Below are 19116 nucleotides of genomic sequence, written 5' to 3'. Positions count from 1 at the left end.
CATGAATTTCGCCAGCGACAATTGGGCTGGAGCCAGCCCCAAAATCATCGAGGCGCTTGCACGCGGCGCCGATGGCATCGCCCCCGCCTATGGCCAGGACGATCTTACCCGCGAATTGAAGGCACGCCTGGCCGATCTGTTCGGCCGCGAGGTCGGCGTGCTCTTCGCCGCCACCGGCAGTGCCGCCAATTCCCTGGCCTTGAGCGCCCTCAGCCCGCCCTATGGCGCCATCTATGCCTATGAGGAGGCGCATATCGTCGGCGACGAGGCCGGGGCGCCCGAGTTCTTCACCCAGGGCGCGCGCCTGGTGCCGATCGCCGGCGCCGGCGGCAAGCTGACGCCATCAGGGCTGGAGGCCACGCTGGCGCGCGGCTCGGGCTCCGGTTCCGCCATCCCCAGGCCCGCCGTGCTGTCGATCACCCAGGCGACGGAAAACGGCACCGTCTATCGCCGCGGCGAGATCACGGCGCTGACCGACATTGCCCGGGCACGCGGCCTCAAGGTGCACATGGACGGCGCGCGTTTCGCCAATGCCTTCGCCTTCCTCGAAAAGGCCGATGGCGTCAGTGCCGCCGACATCACCTGGAAGGCGGGTGTCGATGCCCTCGCCTTCGGCCTCACCAAGAACGGCGCGCTGATGGCCGAGGCTGTCGTGCTGTTCGAGCCGGAGAAGGCCGCTGAGCTCGAATGGCTGCGCAAGCGCAGCGGCCATGTCGTCTCCAAGGCCTGGCCGATCGCCGCCCAATTCCTGGCCATGCTGGAGAAAGACCACTGGCTCGATCTCGCCCGCCATGCCAATGCCATGGCGACAACCCTGTCGCAGGGCCTCGTCGCGGCAGGCCATCGGCTCGGCCATCAGACCGAAGCCAATGAAGTCTTCGCGATCTTGCCGAAAAGCCTGATCGCCCAGCTCAGGCAGGCCGGTGCCCGCCTCTATGAATGGCCCGTTCACGGTCTGCCGGCCGAGAGGCGGCCCGCTGCCGACGCCGACCTCGTACGCCTGGTCACCTCCTTCGCGACCAAGGACGAGGAAGTGAAGAGCTTCCTGGCGCTGGTGGGGTAGGGGAGCGGTGGGGTGGCATGTCGATTGCGGCGACGAGGGAGTTGCGCAAAAGGCTGACACCGCAGGAAGTCAAACTCTGGCAGCGTCTGCGTGCGATGCGACCCCAGGGGTTCCACATCCGCCGCCAGGTTCCGATTGGTCGCTATGTCGCGGATTTTGCCTGTCTGCGTAGACGCCTGGTCGTCGAAGTCGACGGCAACCAGCATGCAATGCCTGAAGGGCTTGCCCGGGATGGTATCCGCGATGCCTTCCTGGCGGAACGCAGGTTCAAGGTACTACGCTTTTCGAACCATGACGTCGATCATGCGCTTGCCTCGGTGATCGATACGATCTTCGAGGCACTGCGCAGCCGCTGGGAGGAAGAGGAAGGGTGATTCCGCTCAGCTCGGCGCCGGGTATCATCGATATCTTTTCAGAATAAAGCGCCACTATCCTTCCCCGACTTCGGGGAAGGTGTCGCCGCGGAGCGGTGACGGAAGGGGGAGAGTGGTGCTTCGATAGCCATGGAATCGCAGGGCCGCGCCGCTCTCCCCCACCCGGCCCGGCTACGCCGGTCCACCCTCCCCGAAGTCGGGGAGGGATAGTCACGCTTTATTTTGTGTGGTCCGCGATAGGCCGTTACCTCACTTATCCTTCAACACCAACGCGCTGGTCAGGTCGCCGAGGGGCGTCTGCTTGCGGGCGGCCATCGCCGAATCGCGCACGGTAATGCCGTGCAGGGTCGGCAGCTCGAAGCGGCGCGTGATGAAGCGCAGGATCGAGGTGGTGTCCATCGGCGCATGGTCGACGAAGCCGCGGCGGGCATAGGGCGAGACGATGATCGCTGGGATGCGCGAGCCCGGGCCCCAGCGGTCGCCCTTGGGCGGGGCGACGTGGTCCCACAGGCCGCCATTCTCGTCATAGGTGACGACGACGAGCATATGCGGCCATTGCGGGCTCTTTTCGAGATGGCTGATCACGTCGGCGATATGGGCATCGCCCGCCTGGATGTCGGCATAGCCCGAATGCTCGTTGAGGTCGCCCTGCGGCTTGTAGAAGGAGACCTGCGGCAGTTTGCCGGCGTCGATCGCCTTGATGAATTCCACGCCCGCCAGGCCGCCGTCGCGCAGATGCTCGGCCCGGGCCGGGGTACCCGGTGCGAAGCTGGCATAATAGTTCAGGGGTTGGTGGTGATACTGGAAGTTCGGGATCGGCGTCTTGTTGCCATGGTCGAGCACATCCTGCCAGGCGCCGCCATACCAGGCCCAGCTCACATGCTTGAGGCTGAGCAGGTCCCCGATGGTCGGCTCGGTCTGAGGCGGCAGCGTCGTCGGCTTGGCCGGATCGGCAAATGCCTTGTCGCCATCCTTGGCCGGCTCGTTGCCGCTCGGCTGATAGGGCGGCTGCATGGTGTTCACGGCATAGAAATCAGGCGTGAGATTGCCATCGCCGGCAAATTTCGGGATGCCGTCCATTGCCGATTTCGGCGAATTGGCAGCCGCCTTGAGCGTCACCCCGTCGGGTTCGACCACGGCGATCGACGGCTTGGCCGGATTGATGTCGGCGTTGGGGTAATAGGGCGCGCAGGCGCAGACCAGCCATTGATGGTTGAAGAAGGAGCCGCCGAAGCCGCCCATGAAGAAATTGTCGGCCAGCACGTATTTCTGGGCGACCTTCCACATGGCAGTTTTCGAGCCGTCCCACAGGCTGACCGAGAGGGCCCCTGAATCGGCATAGGCGACGAATTTGTCGTTGCGCCCGCCATTGATCTGCATCTGGTTCTGGTAATAGCGATGCCAGAGGTCGCGCGTGATGGTGCCGTAGCCGAGGTTGAAGCCCTTGGGGTCGTCCGCGTGGAAGGGACGGTTGGGCAGGTGCTCGGTCTCGGCCTGGGTCACCGGCGGCGTCACCCCCTTGGCGGTCAGGCCTTCCCAGATCGGCGGCAATTCTCGGAAGGGCTTGCCGTCGCGATCGCGCTGGATGCGGGCGGTTGCCGGTGCCTTCGCCACGCCATTGGCACCCGGAAAGCTGCCATAGAGATTATCGAAGCTGCGGTTCTCGGCATAGATCACCACCACGGTATCGATCAGCTTCAGATCCTCGGACGCTCCAGGCGCAGGCTTGGCCTTCTGGCCGCCCGTGCCTTCGGCAGCCAGCGCCGATCCGAAGGCACCGATGGAAAGGCTCAACGCATACACGACCGCCGCCGATTTCATGCGCATCTGGGTCTCCTGCCTCGATTTGCTTGTTGCTATCGTCCCCCACAGCCCCTCATCTTAGCCCGGCCGGCTGAAGACGCCACCCCCGATCGCAATGAAGGAATGCAGCCATAAGCTTTCTTTGCAACAGACGTGTGAGGCGATGGGGCGGCGTCTTGGGGCTCGCTTTGCCGGTGCTGGCGATGACCTCGGTCCAGGCCGGGCAGGAGATGTCACGTGCGCAGGTGCGCCAGCAGGCGCAGGCGCTGGGAGCCCTCGGCCGCTCTCTTTTCTTCGATCCCGCCCTGTCGGGATCAGGCAAGCTTGCCTGTTCCTCCTGCCACGATCCCGCCCGTGCCTTCGGGCCGGTAAACGACCGCGCGGTGCAGCTTGGCGGCGGCGACATGCACCAGCCCGGCGTGCGCGCCGTACCGTCGCTGAAATATCTGCAGGTGGTGCCGCCCTTCACCGAGCATTTCTACGATTCGGAGGATGAGGCCGACGAGAGCGTCGACAATGGCCCCACGGGAGGCCTGACCTGGGATGGGCGTGTCGATCGCGGCGCTGACCAGGCCAAGATCCCGCTGCTCTCGGATTTCGAGATGGGCAACCGGGATGGGGCGGAGGTGGCCCGCCGCGTGCTCGCGGCGGGGTATGGCACGGCCATCGCCGCCATTGCCGGGCCGAAGGCGGCCGGCGACCCGGACCTCGTCTACAAGACGGCCCTGAAGGCGCTGGAAGTGTTCCAGCAAGACTATCGGTCCTTCTACCCCTATTCGAGCAAATATGACGCGGTTCTGGCCGGCAAGGCGGAGCTCTCCCCCCAGGAAGCGCGGGGGCTCGACCTGTTCAATGCGGCCGACAAGGGTAATTGCGCCTCCTGCCACATCAGCCAGCGCGGCAATGACGGTACGCCGCCGCAATTCACCGACTACGGCCAGATCGCGCTTGCGGTGCCGCGCAACTCCGATATTCCCGCCAACAAGGATCCCAGCTATCACGACCTGGGGCTGTGTGGGCCGCTGCGCACCGACTTCCTGAAGCGCGAGGATTATTGCGGCCTGTTCCGCACGCCGACCCTGCGCAACATCGCTTTGCGCAAGACGTTCTTCCACAATGGCGGCATGCATTCCCTGCGCGATGCCGTGCGTTTCTACGTCGAGCGCGAGACCCACCCGGAGCGCTGGTATCCGCGCAAGGCCGATGGCAGCATCGACAAATATGACGATCTGCCCGAAGCGGCGAAGGCGAACGTCAACACCGACCCGCCCTTCGACCGCAAGGCCGACGACGAACCGGCCCTGACGCCGGCCGAAATCGACGATGTCGTGGCCTTCCTCGGCACGCTCACCGACGGCTACGAGCCGGCAAAATGAAAACGGGGAGCTATGCGGAGTGTCAGCCTCCTGGCTGACATCTTGGTTGCGGACGCGTAGTTTCCAACATGTCAGCCAGGAGGCTGACACTCCTCATTTCCTTCGCCTGAAAACCGCAACGGTCGTGGGGTCTTTGCTCTAGCTCCCGGCGGATTTGGCCGGCAGTCCCAGCAGGCTGGCGACGGCCTCGGCGCCCTTGCCGGTGGCGGAAACCTCGCCATTGTCCCGGATCTCCAGTCCCGCGCCGTTGGAGAAGCTGAGGGACCAGCCGTCATCGCTGCCGTTGCGGCGTCGATCGGTGAGTTCGATACCGGCCGCGGAAACCAGTGCAATGGCCTTGTCGACGTCCATGGTCGTCACCTCGTGCAAGATGCCCGGATCTTTCCCCTCGGCCAGTTGGATCGCGAAGCCGCGGCAAGTCAAGGAGAAAGGGCGGGGCGGCGAGAGCGGCGGCGTGCCATCCTACCGTCGCGGTATATCAGGCGTCGAAAGTTGCGTGTTTTTCGGCAGCAACCTATCGCCAGACGCTGATATTCGTGTCATGGCTGCGGCGATTGCCCCATCGGGGCATGATGCCTTTCTGCCGTGAGGAATCGATGCTGAAGACCAGCCTTAGTCTCGCTTTTGCGCTTCTGGTGAGTGCCGCCCAGGCCCAGACTCCGGCCCAGGAGCCCGCGCCTGCCAAATCGCCGTTGCCGGGCGGGGCCTCCTCCATCCAAGAGAGCTATGAGGACTGGCGCGTGCTCTGCAATGTCGTCAACAATGCCAAGCAATGCGCGGTCCAGCAGGTGCAGAGCGATACCAAGACCGGTCAGCGTGTGCTGGCTGTCGAGCTGAACCCCACGGCCAATGGCGGCATCAGCGGCAATCTCGTGATGCCGTTCGGCCTGCAATTCGATGCCGGCGTGTCCCTCACCCTCGATGCCGGGACCAGTGGCAAGCCGCTGAATTACAAGACCTGCATCCCCGCTGGCTGCCTGGTGCCGCTGGCGCTCGATGCCAATACCATCACGGCTCTCAAGGCCGGCAAGCAGCTCAAGCTCACGGCCAAGTCGGTCGACGACAGCGTGAAGCCGCTCGTCTTCACGGTCTCGCTCAAGGGCTTCGGCCCGGCCCTCGACCGGGCGGCCGCCATCCTGAAGTAGTCCGGACGGGGCTGGCCAGGGCTCTCCCGTCAGATCCAGCCCTGCAATTCGCGTGTAACCACGTGCTCGAGCACGTGCTGGCCCTCGGGGCTGTCGTTCAGGCAGGGCAGATAGGCGAAATGCTCGCCGCCATTGTGCTGGAAGATCTCCTTGTTCTCCTCGCCGAGTTCTTCCAGCGTTTCCAGGCAGTCGGCCACGAAGCCCGGCGCCACGATGGCAAGGCGCTTCACGCCGGATTTGGCCAGCCCCTCCACCGTCTCGTCCGTATAGGGCTTGAGCCACTCCTCCTTGCCGAAACGGGACTGGAAGGTGATCTTGAAGCGATCCTCGCCGAAGCCGAGGGCCTCGCGCAGAAGCCGCCCCGTCTTCATGGCAAAGCAGTAATAGGGATCGCCCTGGATCAGGTAGCTCTTCGGCACGCCGTGGAAGGAGGCGAGCAGGACCTCCGGCTCGAAGTCGAGCCTGGCGAGGGATTGGCGCACCGAGTTGGCCAGGGCCTCGATATAGACGGGGTCGTCATGCCATTGCGGCGCGATGCGCACGGCCGGCTGCCAGCGCAGGGTCATCAGGTGCTCGAAGGCCTTGTCGCAGACTGTGGCGCTGGTTGCCGCGGCATATTGGGGATAGAGTGGCACGATCAGGATGCGGTCGCAGCCCTTGGCGCGCAGGGCGTCGATGCGCGAGGCAATGGAGGGTTTGCCGTAGCGCATGGCAAAATCCACCACGAGGCGGGAATCGGCGGCGAAGGTCTGCGCCAGCTTTTCGGTCTGGCGCCGAGTGATGACGAGGAGGGGCGAGGCATTCTCGGCCTTGTCCCAGATCGAGGCATATTTGGCGCCGCTCTTGCCCGGTCGCGTCGTCAGGATGATGCCGTTGAGCAGCGGCCACCACAGCAGGCGCGAGACCTCAATGACCCGCCGGTCGGACAGGAATTCCTTGAGGTAGCGCCGCATCGGCCAGTAGGTCGGCGCGTCCGGTGTGCCCAAATTGACCAGGAGAACGCCGATTCTTCCACTGGCCGCTACGGGATGATCCGCCGGAACGGGAAGGGCGCTTGCGAGGTGAGAAGTCATGCCGGGTCCTTTCCAGGCCTTTCAACAGGCTGGGCGTCCGGCTTGCAACAGATTTGTGTGCCGCGGCGGGCCGGCGCGACGCCATGGCGCTTCGCGATCCGATGAAACCAGCGGGAATCGCAAACACGTGTGCAATCAAGGCACTGGGTCGAGACGGCGTGGCCGGTCCGCTGCATCTTGCTCCGGCAGGTGCATTCCTACGAGCAATTCACTTGCAGGAACCGGCCAGGCCCGCTTATCTTTCTAGTATGAGGACCGACGCCATCGAAATCCGTCTGGCTCGCCCGGACGACGCCCATGCCATCGCCGATGTGCATGACGTCGCTTGGCGCTACGCCTATCGTGGCGTGATTCCCGGCCGTGAGCTCGAACGCCTGGTCGAGCGGCGCGGTGCCAAATGGTGGCGCTATGCTATCGACCGCAAGACCCGCATCGTGGTGATGTCCTTCGGCGGCGTGATCGCCGGCTATGCCACCTACGGCCGCAACCGGGCCGTCGGCTTGCCTTATCAAGGCGAAATCTTCGAGCTCTATCTGCGGCCCGAATATCAGGGCATCGGCCTGGGCAAGCGGCTGTTCAACGCGGTGCGCCGCGATCTCAATGGCCACGACGTCAAGGGCATGGTAGTGTGGGCGCTGGCCGATAATGTGCGGGCCTGCGATTTCTACCGGCGCCTCGGCGGCCAATCCGTCGACAGCATGGTGGAGCGCTTCGGCGAGGTGAAGCTGCAGAAGATCGCCTTCGCCTGGGGCGCCTGAACGAGGCCTGGGCTGTTTTGCATTTTTGCCGACGGTCCGATCGGTCAATGGCCCACTTGTTTCTCATCGCCTTCTGAACACGGTCATCAATTCGATGGCGGTCGACTTTCTCCATTGCTGGTAGGCAAAACCCGCGCAGGAAGCGTGAGCGGGCCTTGCGATGCCCGGGAAGCCGGTTACGCATTTGTAATCCTCGGTATCATTACGGCGGTCGATAGCAAATCCAGCGTCTAATTCCACGAATCTGTAGAGAGGAAAGTCTTCCTTTCATGGTTCCTCAGATACCAGATACTATTTCTATAATAAACGATATGAATATCTAGTTTTTAATAATTCTAATTCTAATCTAAAGTGTTTGACGGAAACTTCTCGGTGAGCCTAGAGAACGGGTGTTCAATCATCCCTTGGCTGAAGCCAACCGATAGAGGTTCTGATGAAAGTTTTCCTGCCGCATCGCCGTGCAGCGCTGGCCGGGGCCGTCGCCCTTGCCGCCGCCCTGATCGCTGCTCCCCTGGCCGCCCAGGCCGAGGATGCGGGCATCACGGTCTATAATGCGCAGCATGAAAGCCTGACCAAGGCTTGGGCCGAGGCTTTCACCAAGGAGACCGGCATCAAGGTGACGCTGCGCAATGGCGGTGACACCGAGCTCGGCAACCAGCTGGTGCAGGAGGGCGACAAGTCGCCCGCCGACGTCTTCCTCACCGAGAATTCGCCGGCCATGGTGCTGGTCGACAATGCCAAGCTGTTCGCACCGCTTTCGGCCGAGACGCTGGCCGAGGTGCCGGAGGCCTACAAGCCCTCGCATGGCCGCTGGATCGGCATCGCAGCCCGCACCACCGTCTTCGCCTACAACAAGACGAAGCTGACCGAGGACAAGCTGCCGAAGTCCCTGCTGGATCTGGCCGATCCGGCCTGGAAGGGCCGCTGGGGTGCGGCGCCGGCCGGCGCCGATTTTCAGGCCATCGTCAGCGCCTTGCTGGCCCTGAAGGGCGAAGAAGCCACGGCGACCTGGCTCAAGGGCATGAAGGCCAACGTCAAGCCGTTTAAGAAGAATGGCATCGCCATGAAGGGCGTGAATGACGGCGAGGTCGAAGGCGCGATCATCTACCAGTATTACTGGTTCGGCGACCAGGCCAAGACCGGCGAGAACTCCAAGAACGTCGCGCTGCATTATTTCCGCAACCAGGATCCGGGTGCTTTCGTCAGCATCTCGGGCGGCGGCGTGCTCGCTTCCAGCAAGCACAAGAAAGAAGCCGAGGCCTTCGTGAAGTGGATCGCCGGCAAGGGCGGCCAGGAGATCCTCAAGACCGGCACTTCCTTCGAATATGCCGTCGGCAAGGATGCCGCTTCCAATCCCAAGCTGGTGCCGCTGGCCGATCTCAACGCACCCAAGCTCGATCCGGCGCAGCTCAATTCCAAGAAGGTCTCCGACCTGATGACGGCTGCCGGCCTGCTTTGAGCGACGGAACACCGCGCCGCGCCGATATGGCGCGGCCGTCGCAAACCTGACATTATTGCGCCTCCGGCCCTGCGCCGGAGGCCTTCGCTTTTTAGGACACCTCGTGTCATCGCCGTCATCCCAGCCCGAAATCGGCAGTCTGCGCGTCTCCTCACCCGGCTTCACCGGGCGTGACGCCGTTGCCGTGGCTGCGGTACTGGTGTCCCTGCTCGCTCTGCTGCCGCTCGGCTTCGTGATCTTCATCACCATTCAGACCGGCTGGCAGACCGTCTATGAACTGGTGGTGCGCCCGCGCGTCGGCGAATTGCTGGTCAATACCGTCCTGCTCGAGGCCGTCACCATTCCCATCGCCATCGTCTTGGCGGTGGCGCTCGCCTGGCTGACCGAGCGCAGCGACCTGCCCGGGGCCCGGATCTGGTCGTGGCTCGCGGTGGCGCCGCTCGGCGTGCCGGCCTTCGTGCATTCCTACGCCTGGATCAGCCTCGTTCCGGGCATGCGCGGCCTGTGGAGCGGCGTCTTGGTCTCGATCATGGCCTATCTGCCGTTCCTCTATCTGCCGGTGGCGGCGCAGATGCGGCGGCTGGATCCGGCGCTCGAGGACGTGGCGGCGAGCCTGGGACAGTCGCCGCTGCGGGTGTTCTTCCGGGTGATCCTGCCGCAATTGCGGCTGGCGATCTGCGGCGGCTCGCTGCTGGTCGGCCTGCATCTGCTCGCCGAATACGGCCTCTACGCCATGATCGAGTTCGACACTTTCTCGACCGCCATCGTCGACCAGTTCCAGTCGGCCTATAACGGCCCTGCCGCCAACATGTTGGCCGGCGTGCTGGTGCTCGCCTGCCTGGTGCTGCTGGGGCTCGAGAACCGGGTGCGCGGCCAGGAGCGCTATGCCCGCGTCGGTTCCGGCGCCGCCCGCCCGGCAGCCCGCGCCCGGCTCGGTCGTGGCACCCTGGTCTGGCTGGTGCTGCCGCTCGGCCTCGCGCTCCTGTCGCTCGGCGTGCCCTTGCTGACGTTGGCGCGCTGGCTCTATCTGGGTGGTGCGGCCGCCTGGTCGTCCGATGACATCGGCTCCGCCCTGGGCCAGACCCTTGGACTCGCCTTGCTCGGCGGAGCCGCCACCACGCTGGCCGCCCTGCCGATGGCCTGGCTGTCCGTGCGCGCGCCGGGCCGCATGCAGAAGGTGCTGGAAGCCTGCCATTACTATGTCGGCTCGCTGCCGGGCGTGGTGGTGGCGCTGGCGCTGGTGACGATCACGGTGCGCATCGCCCTGCCGCTCTACCAGACCATGACGACCTTGCTGCTGGCCTACGGCCTGATGTTCCTGCCGCGTGCGGTGGTGGGGCTGCGGGCCAGCCTGGCGCAGGCTCCCGTCGAACTCGAACGGGCCGCGATGGCGTTGGGGCGCCCCCCTCTGAAGGCGATCTGGCAGGTCACCATGCGCCTGTCGGCCCCCGGTGTCGCGGCGAGCATGGCGTTGGTCGCCCTCGGCATCACCACGGAGCTGACCGCAACCCTGATGCTGGCGCCCATCGGCACGGTCACCCTGTCGACGCGGTTCTGGTCGCTGACCAACGACATCGACTATGTGGCGGCGGCGCCCTTCGCGCTCTTGATGGTACTGCTGTCGCTGCCTCTCACCCTCCTGCTTCACTACCAGTCCAGGCGATCGATCGGCCAATGAGTTTCCTGAGTATAGACAAGGCCGGCAAGCGCTATGGCGCCATGGTGGCGCTCGATGGCGTCAGCCTGGAGGTCGCGTCCGGCAGCCGCACCGCCATCGTCGGCCCCTCCGGATCCGGCAAGACCACGCTGCTCCGGCTGATCGCCGGCTTCGAGGGGCCGGATGCCGGCCGCATCGCCCTAAACGGCACCGTCCTGGCAGATGGCCCAGCCATCGTGCCCGCCCATCGTCGCGGCATCGGCTTCGTCACCCAGGACGGGGCGCTCTTTCCCCATCTCACCATCGCCGACAATATCGGCTTCGGCCTGGAGCGGGGTGCGATGGATCGGGATGACCGCATCCATGGGCTGATGCGCACCGTCGATCTCGATCCGCGCCTGCTCGAGCGCCGGCCGCACCAGCTTTCCGGCGGCCAGCAGCAGCGCGTGGCCCTGGCACGGGCCCTGGCGCGCCAGCCCAAGCTGATGCTGCTGGACGAACCTTTCTCGGCCCTCGATACCGGCCTGCGCGAGGCGACCCGCAAGGCAGTGGCGGCGTTGCTGCAGGCGGCCGGCGTCACCACCATCCTGGTCACCCATGACCAGACCGAGGCGCTGTCCTTCGCCGACCAGGTTGCGGTGCTGCGCGAGGGCCGGCTGGTGCAGGCCGGGGCGCCGCATGATCTCTACCGCCGACCGCGGGACCGCGAGACGGCGCTTTTCCTGGGCGAGGCCATCCTGCTGAAGGGGCAGGCCGGGGTCGGCTGGGTCGATTGCGTGCTGGGGCGCCTCGCGGCCGGGACGCATGGCCAGCGGGGAGACATCGAGCTGATGCTGCGCCCCGAGCAGGTCAAGTTCACGCCAAGCATGGACGAAACCGCGCAGGGCTGCTTTGCCAGTGTGGTGGACGTCGAATTCGGCGGTGCCCTCAGGGCCGTGACGGTGGAACTGGCCGATGGTAATCGGCTCCGGATCAGCGGTACCGGCCTCGATCTGCCGCCGACCGGCACGCGTGTACGCCTGAGCGTGGCCGGGCCTGCCCATGTCTTCGAAGCATAGATCGGAGTTCCCGTGCCAGCTTCCCTTGTGACGCTGCCGTGACGGGAAGGGTCGCCAACAGTGTTTCTCGTGAAACCGGCATCATATTCTTGTGATCTTCGGGTTGAAACCCATGCGCGTTCCGCCTAAGGCTGCAGTCTGATCGGGGTCTGGAGGCATCCTGCGCCAGAGCCTGCCTTACAGGATGTGATCTACGATGCGTATCGAAGCGATCTCGACCGGACGCAATCCGCCGCACGAGGTGAATGTCATCGTCGAAGTTCCCGTCGGTGGCGAGCCCATCAAATATGAGATGGACAAGGATTCCGGCGCGCTCGTGGTCGATCGCTTCCTCTACACGCCGATGCGCTACCCCGGCAATTACGGCTTCGTGCCGCACACGCTGTCGGATGACGGCGATCCCATCGACGTGCTGATCGCCAACCAGCGCGGCATCATCCCCGGCGCCGTGATCGCGGTGCGCCCGGTCGGCGTGCTGAAGATGCGCGACGAATCCGGCGGCGACGAGAAGATCATCGCCGTGCCCGTGCCGCGGCTGACCCGCCGCTACGAGAAGGTGAACAACTACACCGACTTGCCGGAGATCACCCTCAAGCAGATCGAGCACTTCTTCGAGCACTACAAGGACCTCGAGAAGAACAAGTGGGTCAAGGTCGAAGGCTGGGGCGACGCCAAGGAAGCCGAGGCGATGATCCTCGAGGCGATCGAGCGCTACAAGGCCAACAACAAGGGCTGAGGCTGGGGGCTGATTCCTGGGCTTGAAGACCCCTTCTCCCCTTGCGGGAGAAGGTCCCGGCAGGGGGATGAGGGGTGGTAACGCGTCCTCACACCGCCGCGCCTTCCTCCTGCGCCATCACGGCCAGATAGGCCGCCTGCAATTCGGCCAGGACCGAGCGGGCGGGTGCGGGCGTGCCCAGATGCAGGGCCCGCAATTCCTCCATGAAGGCCTCCCATAGGGGCGGGCCTCCTTCCTCCAGCAATTGCGCGCGGATCGACAAGGGCCGCGAGACTGGCGTGTATCGGCGGCCCCAGGCCCCCATATGGGCCAGCAGTGGCACCAGCTGGATAGATGGCTCCGTCAGGCTATAGATCGCCTTCTGCTTATGGCTGGGATCGTCGCGCCGGCTGAGCAAGCCGACCTCGACCAGTCGCTTCAGCCGGTCGGCCAGGATGTTGGACGCGATCTTCTCCTCCGAGTGGGTCAGGAGCTCGCGATAGTGCCGGCGATTGCCGAACATCACGTCGCGGATGACGATCAGGCTCCAGCGGTCGCCCAGCATTTCCAGGGTAAGGTTGATCGGACAGCCCGACCGGTAGGCCATGTTCATCGTCGCACTCCTAGAGCAAAACGCATTCAAATGTGAACGCTTATTTGCTCCAACTCTTTGGTTGGGCGCGTCTTTGCGATTCTTGGTGCTTCCAGGAAATCGCAAAACGCCATGGGCAGATTCCTCCCGACCGGGCCTGGGGGCGCAATCAGGAGAGGCCTGCCAGATATCAAACAGTGAAGAGCGCCTTCGTGGGTGGGCGCCCGTTCGCTGCAACTCGTTGTTTCCAAGCCGAACCCACGGATTGGCTGGAGCGCCTTTGGGATTCCCGGGAGTCTCGTCAAATCATAAATACTATACCACTTGCAAAATAGGATCAGTTGAGCTAAAAGGCAACTGATTGCTTATTGCAACTGGTATGCATGGGAGGAATGACGATGGCCAAACTGATCCTGGCGATGTTCACGACTCTGGATGGTTATATCGAGGGGCCGAACGGCTTCGTGCCGCCGGCCTGGTCGGGCGACCTGGAAACCCATTGGTCCGGCTATGCCTTGGAGCGGGCCGGCCATCTCGTCTATGGCCGCGTCAATTTCCTTTTCAACAAGGGCTTCTGGAGCCCGGCCGAGACCGATCCCTCCAGCCCTGCCGCCGGCATTCCCCATGCCGCAGTGATGAACCGCCTGCCCAAGACCGTGGTCTCCTCCACCTTGTCGGGCGATCCCGGCTGGAACGCCACCCTGGCAGGGCCGGATCTCGCGGCCGCGATCGGGGCGTTGAAGTCGAGCCTCGAGGGCAAGGACATCTATTGCTTCGGCGGTGCCGGCGTCGCCAACAGTCTCGTCGGCCACGATCTCGTCGACGAATATCGCCTGATGGTGACGCCGACGATCTTCGGCGACGGCAAGCGCCTGTTCGAGCCCGGCCTGCCCAAGCTCGGGCTCGACCTGATCGAGACCCACCCGCTCGACACCGGCGCGGTGATCCTGCATTACCGGCGCAAGCGGAGCTGAGGCGTTTTTGCGAGAGACGATAGAAGTACTCGCAAAGGTCTGTGCTGCCCCTCGCCCTTACCCTCTCCCCGCAAGAGGCGAGGTGAGGGGGCACAAGCGTGGCGTTTTTGCCTTCGGACGTTCATCTGGCCCAACGGTAGGGCGAGATGAGACCTTTGCTTGTAAGCCGCATCGTCGAAGTCCCCCTCGCCCCGCCTCTTGCGGGGAGAGGGTAAGGGTGAGGGGCTACGCACCCCTCGGCGGCACGGCTTCGATGAAATTTGCGCAGTCTCAGGCGATCGTGGTCAGATCCACATTGGCGCCGCAGGCCAGTACGCCGACGCGCTCGCCGGGCCTGGGCCGGTAGACGCCGCCGACCAAGGCGGCCAGGGCAGTGGCGCCGCCGGGCTCGAGGGCGAGGCGGGCATCGGCCCAGGCGCGCTTCTGCGCTTCCACGATGGCGCTGTCGGGTACGGTGATGGCCTCGCCGACATAGCGGCTGGCCACGGCATAGACTCTCGGGCCGCAATTGCGCGCACCGAGCGAATCCGCGGCCACGCTTTCGACGCCGACATCGACGGGGCCGCCGGCGTCCAGCGCCGCCTTGAGGCATTGCGAGCCTTCCGGCTCCACCGAGACGACCTTGACCCGGCCGGCAAACCAGGCCGCGATACCGCCGATCAGGCCGCCGCCGCCGGTAGCGACCAGCACGGTGTCGAGCGCTCCGTCGGCCTGCTCTTCCCATTCCAGCCCGAGCGTGCCCTGGCCAGCCATGGTTTCCCAGGAATCGAAAGCATGCACCGAGAGGGCGCCTGTCTCTGCGATATAGCGCTCGCAGGCGGCCAGGGCATCGGCGTAGCGCTCGCCGCCAATGTCGAGATCGGCCCCGCGGGCGCGGATCGCCGCGATCTTGGCGGGGCTGGAGATCACCGGCACGAAGATACGGGCCTTGTGGCCCAGCGCGCGTGCGGCATGGGCGACAGCGATGCCATGGTTGCCGCCGGAGGCGGCGGCGACCCCGGCTGCCGGCACTTCGCGCGACAGCAGGTTATTGAAGGCGCCGCGCGGCTTGAAGGAACCGGCATGCTGCAGGAATTCGAGCTTGAGCTGCACGCCGTGGTCAAGGCCGAAGGTGCCGGCCTGGGTGTTGAGAAGTGGGGTGCGGCGAATATGAGAGGCGACACGCTGGTAGGCGGCGCGAATATCGTTCTGATCAATCATGACGAGTTCCGGCGGAAAAGAAGGCCTGTCTGGCAGGCTGCCAATCTGTCCTTCCTATCCGCAAGTCGCGCAGGTTCCAAGATCGCGGTGCGCTGGAGTGTCGACCTCCTGGTCGACATTCTTGAAACGTCGCGTGGGTAGGAGAGAGATGTCGACCGGGAGGTCGACACTCCCACAGTCCTCACGGCTTGTGTAGGGCGGCGCCGAGAATGGCGCCCGGCCTGCCGGCGGTGTCGGCCTGCACCAGCACGGCGAAGCTGTCGGCACCTGGAGCATTGGTCACGTCCGGCTTCAGGGCCAGCGTGGCGGCATTGCCGTCATAATCGGCGACCTTACGGAAGCAGCGCACGACATTGGAATAGGTCACCGTCTTGCCGGTATTCTCGCCGCGCTCGATCTTGACTTCCGCGCTCGTCTCGATGGGAACCACCCAGACCTCGCCCTTGTGGACGCTCTTGCCCAGCGAAATGCTGTAGGCGCCCTGCGTGCCGGAAATGGTGACGGGGACACTAAGGACATTGGGATGGGTGGCGGCCATCTCGATGGCCCGGTGGACCTCCTGCCCATTGGAACCGACGGCGTGCTGTACGCCATCCACCACGATTTGCGGCGTATAGACGGCCCGGTCGCCGCGGACCTCGGCATAAGCGCGCTGGCGGCGGGTGAAAGTATTGTCGGCCAGCGTGTCCTTCCAGCCGACATAATCCCAGTAATCGACCGGCAGGGACAGGGCAATGACGCTGGGATCGCGGGCGAGCTCGCCCATCATCTTGTCCGCCGGCGGGCAGGAGGAGCAGCCCTGGCTGGTGAACAGCTCCACCACGGCACGCGGCTGCGCCATCGCCGGGCCGCTCGCGGCCAGCAACAACAGAGCTGCAACCAGGTTTCGCCGCATCGGTCTCGTCCAGGCCTAGAGCACCTTGTGAGCCGGTCGAACCACCGGCAATCGCAAGGACGGGTTGAAACAGGGAGCCAGAGCAGGATGCATTCTTGCTGAAATGCGGCCTACTCCGATCGGAAACACCGACAAGCCATAGCTCATCGAAGATGAACGGGCGAGTAACACAGTGGTGAGAGGGCGGTCCCTCCGCGATTCGTGAAGGGGTGTGATATCGAGCGATTGCTGCGGCCCCGCCCGCCGTTGCATCCACCGTTTCTGCGGGATGCTGCCATGCCCTTTCTGGCAAATCCCGCGATGCGATGGCATGGTTGGCCCATGCGGGCGTACAAATTCATTTCCGATCTCACGCAACGGGTCACCGAGCATGACGATTACGCGCTGGCGAGCCATATGGCGCTGTCCCTGCTCACGGCGATGTTTCCCTTCCTGATCTTCGTGGCCTCCCTGGCCGGTGTGCTCGGCACTGCCGACCTGCAGAACGAGATCGTGCGCCTGCTGTTCGAAACCTGGCCGCACGAGGTTTCCGAGCCGATCGCCCGCGAGGTCACCCGGGTGCTCGGCACGGCGCGGCCCGGCCTGCTCACCGTCAGCGCCATCGTGGCGGTGGTGCTGGCCAGCAATGGCGTCGAGGCCATCCGCGTCGGCATCAACCGGGCCTATGGCCTGGTCGAGACGCGATCCTTCTGGTGGTGCCGGCTGCAGAGCCTGTTCTTCGTGCTGCTGGCCTCGCTCGCTCTGGTCACGCTCGCCTTGCTGGTGGTGTTGTGGCCGGTGATATGGCAGGCGGCGATCAGTATCACGCCGGTGCTGGCGCCGCTGCAGCCGCTGATCGAGATCGCCCGCTACGGCATCACCACGGCAGTGCTCGGCGGCGCCATCATCCTGGTGCACCTCTTCCTGGTGGCGAGCCGCCCTTCGCTCGGCCTGATCTGGCCCGGCGTGCTGATCACCATGGGGCTCTGGCTCGCCGGCGGCTACGCCTTCAGCATCTATATCAGCGACTTTGCCGCCTACTCCAAGCTCTATGCGGGCCTCGGCAGCGTCTTCGCGGCGCTGTTCTTCCTGTGGCTGGTGGCGCTGGCCTTTCTGCTCGGGGCGGAGACCAACGCCATCCTGGCCGAGCGGCATCACAAACGCATTCAGGCCGCGTCGTAATGCATGATGTAGAGCTTGCGGGTGGTCTCGTGGATGGTCCACTCGCCCTTCCAGCCCTTCGGCAGGACCAGCGCCTCGCCGGCCCGTACCTCGCGGGTCTGGCCGCCGGCGTCATGCAGCGACACCCGCCCCGACACGATGTGGCAGGTTTCCGAATTGCGCTCGCGCGAGGCGGTGAAGCGGCCCGGCGTGCACTCCCACACGCCGACTTCCATCAGCCCGTCCTCGGACTTCCACAGGGTTTTTGCCGCCTCGACCTGGCCTTCGCTGAGGGTGGTGGGCTTGGGGCCGAAGGGGCCGAGGTCGAGGGAGGTGAGATCGGCGAAGGTACGGCTGTCGATCATGGTCATTCCAATTCAAACGCGTTGAAATAGCTGGAACCGGGGTTTCTCAGCGCCCGGTGATCTTGTTGGCGAAGGTGGCGAGACGTGAGGTCTGCTGGAGGCCTGCCGCCTCGCGCCGGTCGGCCATGTGGTAGAGCTGGTACATCGAATGGATGCCGAGCCAGCGGAAGGGTTCCGGCTCCCATTCCCGCACGGAGCGGTTGACCCAGGGCAGGCGCGTCAGCGGCGTGTCGCGCTCCAGGATCAGGTCGGCGAGGGTACGGCCGGATAGATTGGACGTGGAGACGCCCAGGCCCACATAACCGCCGGCCCAGCCGATGCCGTTCTTGCGGTCGAGGCCGACGGTGGTGCACCAGTCGCGCGGCACGCCGAGTACGCCGCACCAGGCATGGTCCATCTTCAACCCCTTGGTCTGGGGCAAATGGCGCATCAGGATGGCGTAGAGCTGCGCGATGGTTTCGGCCTGGGTCTGCCCGCGATTGTCGGTGGCCGAGCCATAGCGATAGGGCACGCCGCGCCCGCCCATGGCGATGCGGCCTTCGCGCGTGCGCTGGGCGTAGCAATAGCCGTGGGTGGCGTCACCCAGCAGCTCGTAGCCGTTCCAGCCGATCCGGCTCCACTGCTCCTCGCTGAGGGGCTCGGTCATCAGGATGGCGCTGTTCATCGGGATCCACAGGCGCTCGAAGCCGGAAATGCCGGCGGTGAAGCCCTCCGTCGCCCGGATGATGATCGGCGCGCGCACGGTGCCGCGCTTGGTGGTCACCGCGCCCTTCTCGATACGGGTCACTTCGGTCTGCTCGTAGATCGACACGCCCAGGCGCTCGACCACGGCGGCGAGGCCCCGCACCAGCTTGGCCGGCTGCACGCGGGCAGTGTCGTGATGCACCAGGGCGCCCTCGACATTGTGGATCTCGATGCGCTTGCGCATCTCCTCGCGGCCGATCAGGCTGATGCGTGCATCGGGCACGCTCCAGCCTTTTTCGTAGTCGTAGGACTGGCGGATGCGGCCGAGCTGGGCCTGGTTGACCGCCACCGTCAGCGTGTCGTTGCGGCGAACGTCGGCGTCGATGCCTTCGCGCTCGGTCACGGCGATCACCTCGTTCACCGAGCCATGCATCGCCGCTTCCATGTCGACGACCGCCCCGCGCGAGGAGGTCTTCAGATATTTCTCGCGCGACCAGCCGAAGCCCCCCGAGAGCCAGCCGCCATTGCGCCCGGAGGCGCCGAAGCCGGCGAATTCCTTCTCGACCACGATGATGTTGAGGCCGGGATTGGCCTGCTTCAGATAATAGGACGTCCACAGCCCGGTGAAGCCGCCGCCGACGATGCAGACATCGGCGCTGCGGTCACCCGGCAGCGCCGGGCGATAGCCGGGCACGCCGCCGATATCGGCATACCAGAACGAGATGTTGCCGTTGGTCTTGACGTCCATGATGGGGGTCTCGTGCGTAAGGAAATGAATGGTGATG

19 protein-coding genes are annotated in these 19116 nt (G+C 64.8%); 11 read left to right on the top strand and 8 right to left on the bottom strand.

Annotation, left to right across the window (positions count from 1 at the left end; all coding sequences use genetic code 11):
* The first annotated feature begins 1 nt into the window (after nucleotide 1).
* Complete coding sequence (locus U1R88_RS18155; RefSeq protein ID WP_322432509.1) at nucleotides 2-1063, top strand: threonine aldolase family protein; 1062 nt, start codon at nucleotides 2-4, stop codon at nucleotides 1061-1063.
* Between the two features lie 17 nt (nucleotides 1064-1080).
* A complete protein-coding gene (locus U1R88_RS18150; RefSeq protein ID WP_322432508.1) occupies nucleotides 1081-1437 on the top strand; it encodes an endonuclease domain-containing protein in 357 nt (118 codons plus the stop codon).
* 249 nt (nucleotides 1438-1686) lie between these two features.
* On the opposite strand, the gene U1R88_RS18145 is transcribed toward U1R88_RS18150, so the two are convergent.
* Nucleotides 1687-3264 (bottom strand): acid phosphatase, encoded by a 1578-nt coding sequence (locus tag U1R88_RS18145; protein ID WP_322432507.1) that lies wholly within the window; start codon nucleotides 3262-3264, stop codon nucleotides 1687-1689.
* Nucleotides 3265-3443: 179 nt separating this feature from the next.
* On the opposite strand from U1R88_RS18145, the gene U1R88_RS18140 reads away from it, so the two are divergent.
* The gene (locus tag U1R88_RS18140) at nucleotides 3444-4616 is read left to right on the top strand and encodes a cytochrome-c peroxidase (protein ID WP_322432603.1); all 1173 of its coding nucleotides are present in this window, start codon (nucleotides 3444-3446) and stop codon (nucleotides 4614-4616) included.
* Between the two features lie 138 nt (nucleotides 4617-4754).
* On the opposite strand, the gene U1R88_RS18135 is transcribed toward U1R88_RS18140, so the two are convergent.
* A complete protein-coding gene (locus U1R88_RS18135) occupies nucleotides 4755-4967 on the bottom strand; it encodes a hypothetical protein (protein WP_068299709.1) in 213 nt (70 codons plus the stop codon).
* Nucleotides 4968-5212: 245 nt separating this feature from the next.
* Between U1R88_RS18135 and U1R88_RS18130 the strand changes: the two genes are divergently transcribed.
* Complete coding sequence (locus U1R88_RS18130; protein ID WP_322432506.1) at nucleotides 5213-5761, top strand: invasion associated locus B family protein; 549 nt, start codon at nucleotides 5213-5215, stop codon at nucleotides 5759-5761.
* 29 nt (nucleotides 5762-5790) lie between these two features.
* On the opposite strand, the gene hemH is transcribed toward U1R88_RS18130, so the two are convergent.
* Nucleotides 5791-6834: a ferrochelatase gene (hemH, locus tag U1R88_RS18125; RefSeq protein WP_322432505.1), complete on the bottom strand. Its 1044-nt coding sequence runs from the start codon at nucleotides 6832-6834 to the stop codon at nucleotides 5791-5793.
* Nucleotides 6835-7082: 248 nt separating this feature from the next.
* On the opposite strand from hemH, the gene U1R88_RS18120 reads away from it, so the two are divergent.
* The 5 genes from U1R88_RS18120 to ppa all read left to right on the top strand — a co-directional run bounded on the left by U1R88_RS18120 (nucleotide 7083) and on the right by ppa (nucleotide 12502).
* The gene (locus U1R88_RS18120; protein WP_322432504.1) at nucleotides 7083-7592 is read left to right on the top strand and encodes a GNAT family N-acetyltransferase; all 510 of its coding nucleotides are present in this window, start codon (nucleotides 7083-7085) and stop codon (nucleotides 7590-7592) included.
* 433 nt (nucleotides 7593-8025) lie between these two features.
* A complete protein-coding gene (locus U1R88_RS18115; RefSeq protein ID WP_322432503.1) occupies nucleotides 8026-9051 on the top strand; it encodes an iron ABC transporter substrate-binding protein in 1026 nt (341 codons plus the stop codon).
* 184 nt (nucleotides 9052-9235) lie between these two features.
* Nucleotides 9236-10729, top strand: coding sequence for an ABC transporter permease (locus U1R88_RS18110; protein ID WP_425545452.1), 1494 nt, complete (start codon nucleotides 9236-9238; stop codon nucleotides 10727-10729).
* Nucleotides 10726-11766 carry an ABC transporter ATP-binding protein gene (locus U1R88_RS18105; RefSeq protein WP_322432502.1) on the top strand — a complete coding sequence of 347 codons (1041 nt, stop codon included), beginning with the start codon at nucleotides 10726-10728 and terminating at the stop codon, nucleotides 11764-11766. Before U1R88_RS18110 ends, U1R88_RS18105 begins: the two co-directional genes overlap by 4 nt.
* 196 nt (nucleotides 11767-11962) lie before the next feature.
* Complete coding sequence (gene ppa / locus U1R88_RS18100) at nucleotides 11963-12502, top strand: inorganic diphosphatase (protein ID WP_322432501.1); 540 nt, start codon at nucleotides 11963-11965, stop codon at nucleotides 12500-12502.
* A gap of 88 nt (nucleotides 12503-12590) precedes the next feature.
* On the opposite strand, the gene U1R88_RS18095 is transcribed toward ppa, so the two are convergent.
* Nucleotides 12591-13094: a winged helix-turn-helix transcriptional regulator gene (locus U1R88_RS18095; protein ID WP_322432500.1), complete on the bottom strand. Its 504-nt coding sequence runs from the start codon at nucleotides 13092-13094 to the stop codon at nucleotides 12591-12593.
* Nucleotides 13095-13471: 377 nt separating this feature from the next.
* Between U1R88_RS18095 and U1R88_RS18090 the strand changes: the two genes are divergently transcribed.
* Nucleotides 13472-14047, top strand: a complete 576-nt coding sequence (locus tag U1R88_RS18090) for a dihydrofolate reductase family protein (protein WP_322432499.1) — start codon at nucleotides 13472-13474, stop codon at nucleotides 14045-14047.
* A 270-nt stretch (nucleotides 14048-14317) separates the two neighbouring features.
* On the opposite strand, the gene U1R88_RS18085 is transcribed toward U1R88_RS18090, so the two are convergent.
* Both U1R88_RS18085 and U1R88_RS18080 read right to left on the bottom strand, forming a co-directional pair.
* Nucleotides 14318-15247: a threonine/serine dehydratase gene (locus tag U1R88_RS18085; RefSeq protein WP_322432498.1), complete on the bottom strand. Its 930-nt coding sequence runs from the start codon at nucleotides 15245-15247 to the stop codon at nucleotides 14318-14320.
* Between the two features lie 181 nt (nucleotides 15248-15428).
* Nucleotides 15429-16142: a DUF1223 domain-containing protein gene (locus U1R88_RS18080; RefSeq protein WP_322432497.1), complete on the bottom strand. Its 714-nt coding sequence runs from the start codon at nucleotides 16140-16142 to the stop codon at nucleotides 15429-15431.
* 321 nt (nucleotides 16143-16463) lie between these two features.
* Between U1R88_RS18080 and U1R88_RS18075 the strand changes: the two genes are divergently transcribed.
* The gene (locus tag U1R88_RS18075) at nucleotides 16464-17303 is read left to right on the top strand and encodes a YihY/virulence factor BrkB family protein (RefSeq protein ID WP_322432496.1); all 840 of its coding nucleotides are present in this window, start codon (nucleotides 16464-16466) and stop codon (nucleotides 17301-17303) included.
* Here U1R88_RS18075 and U1R88_RS18070 read toward each other — a convergent pair.
* Both U1R88_RS18070 and U1R88_RS18065 read right to left on the bottom strand, forming a co-directional pair.
* A complete protein-coding gene (locus tag U1R88_RS18070) occupies nucleotides 17288-17647 on the bottom strand; it encodes a cupin domain-containing protein (RefSeq protein WP_322432494.1) in 360 nt (119 codons plus the stop codon). The two genes, U1R88_RS18075 and U1R88_RS18070, sit on opposite strands and share 16 nt — an antisense overlap.
* A 46-nt stretch (nucleotides 17648-17693) precedes the next feature.
* Nucleotides 17694-19079: an NAD(P)/FAD-dependent oxidoreductase gene (locus U1R88_RS18065; protein WP_322432493.1), complete on the bottom strand. Its 1386-nt coding sequence runs from the start codon at nucleotides 19077-19079 to the stop codon at nucleotides 17694-17696.
* Nucleotides 19080-19116: the final 37 nt, after the last annotated feature.

Source organism: Labrys sedimenti (assembly GCF_034424805.1).
GTDB lineage: Bacteria > Pseudomonadota > Alphaproteobacteria > Rhizobiales > Labraceae > Labrys > Labrys sedimenti.
Note: the sequence above shows the minus strand (reverse complement) of the source record. Positions and strands in the feature narration are given on the sequence as shown.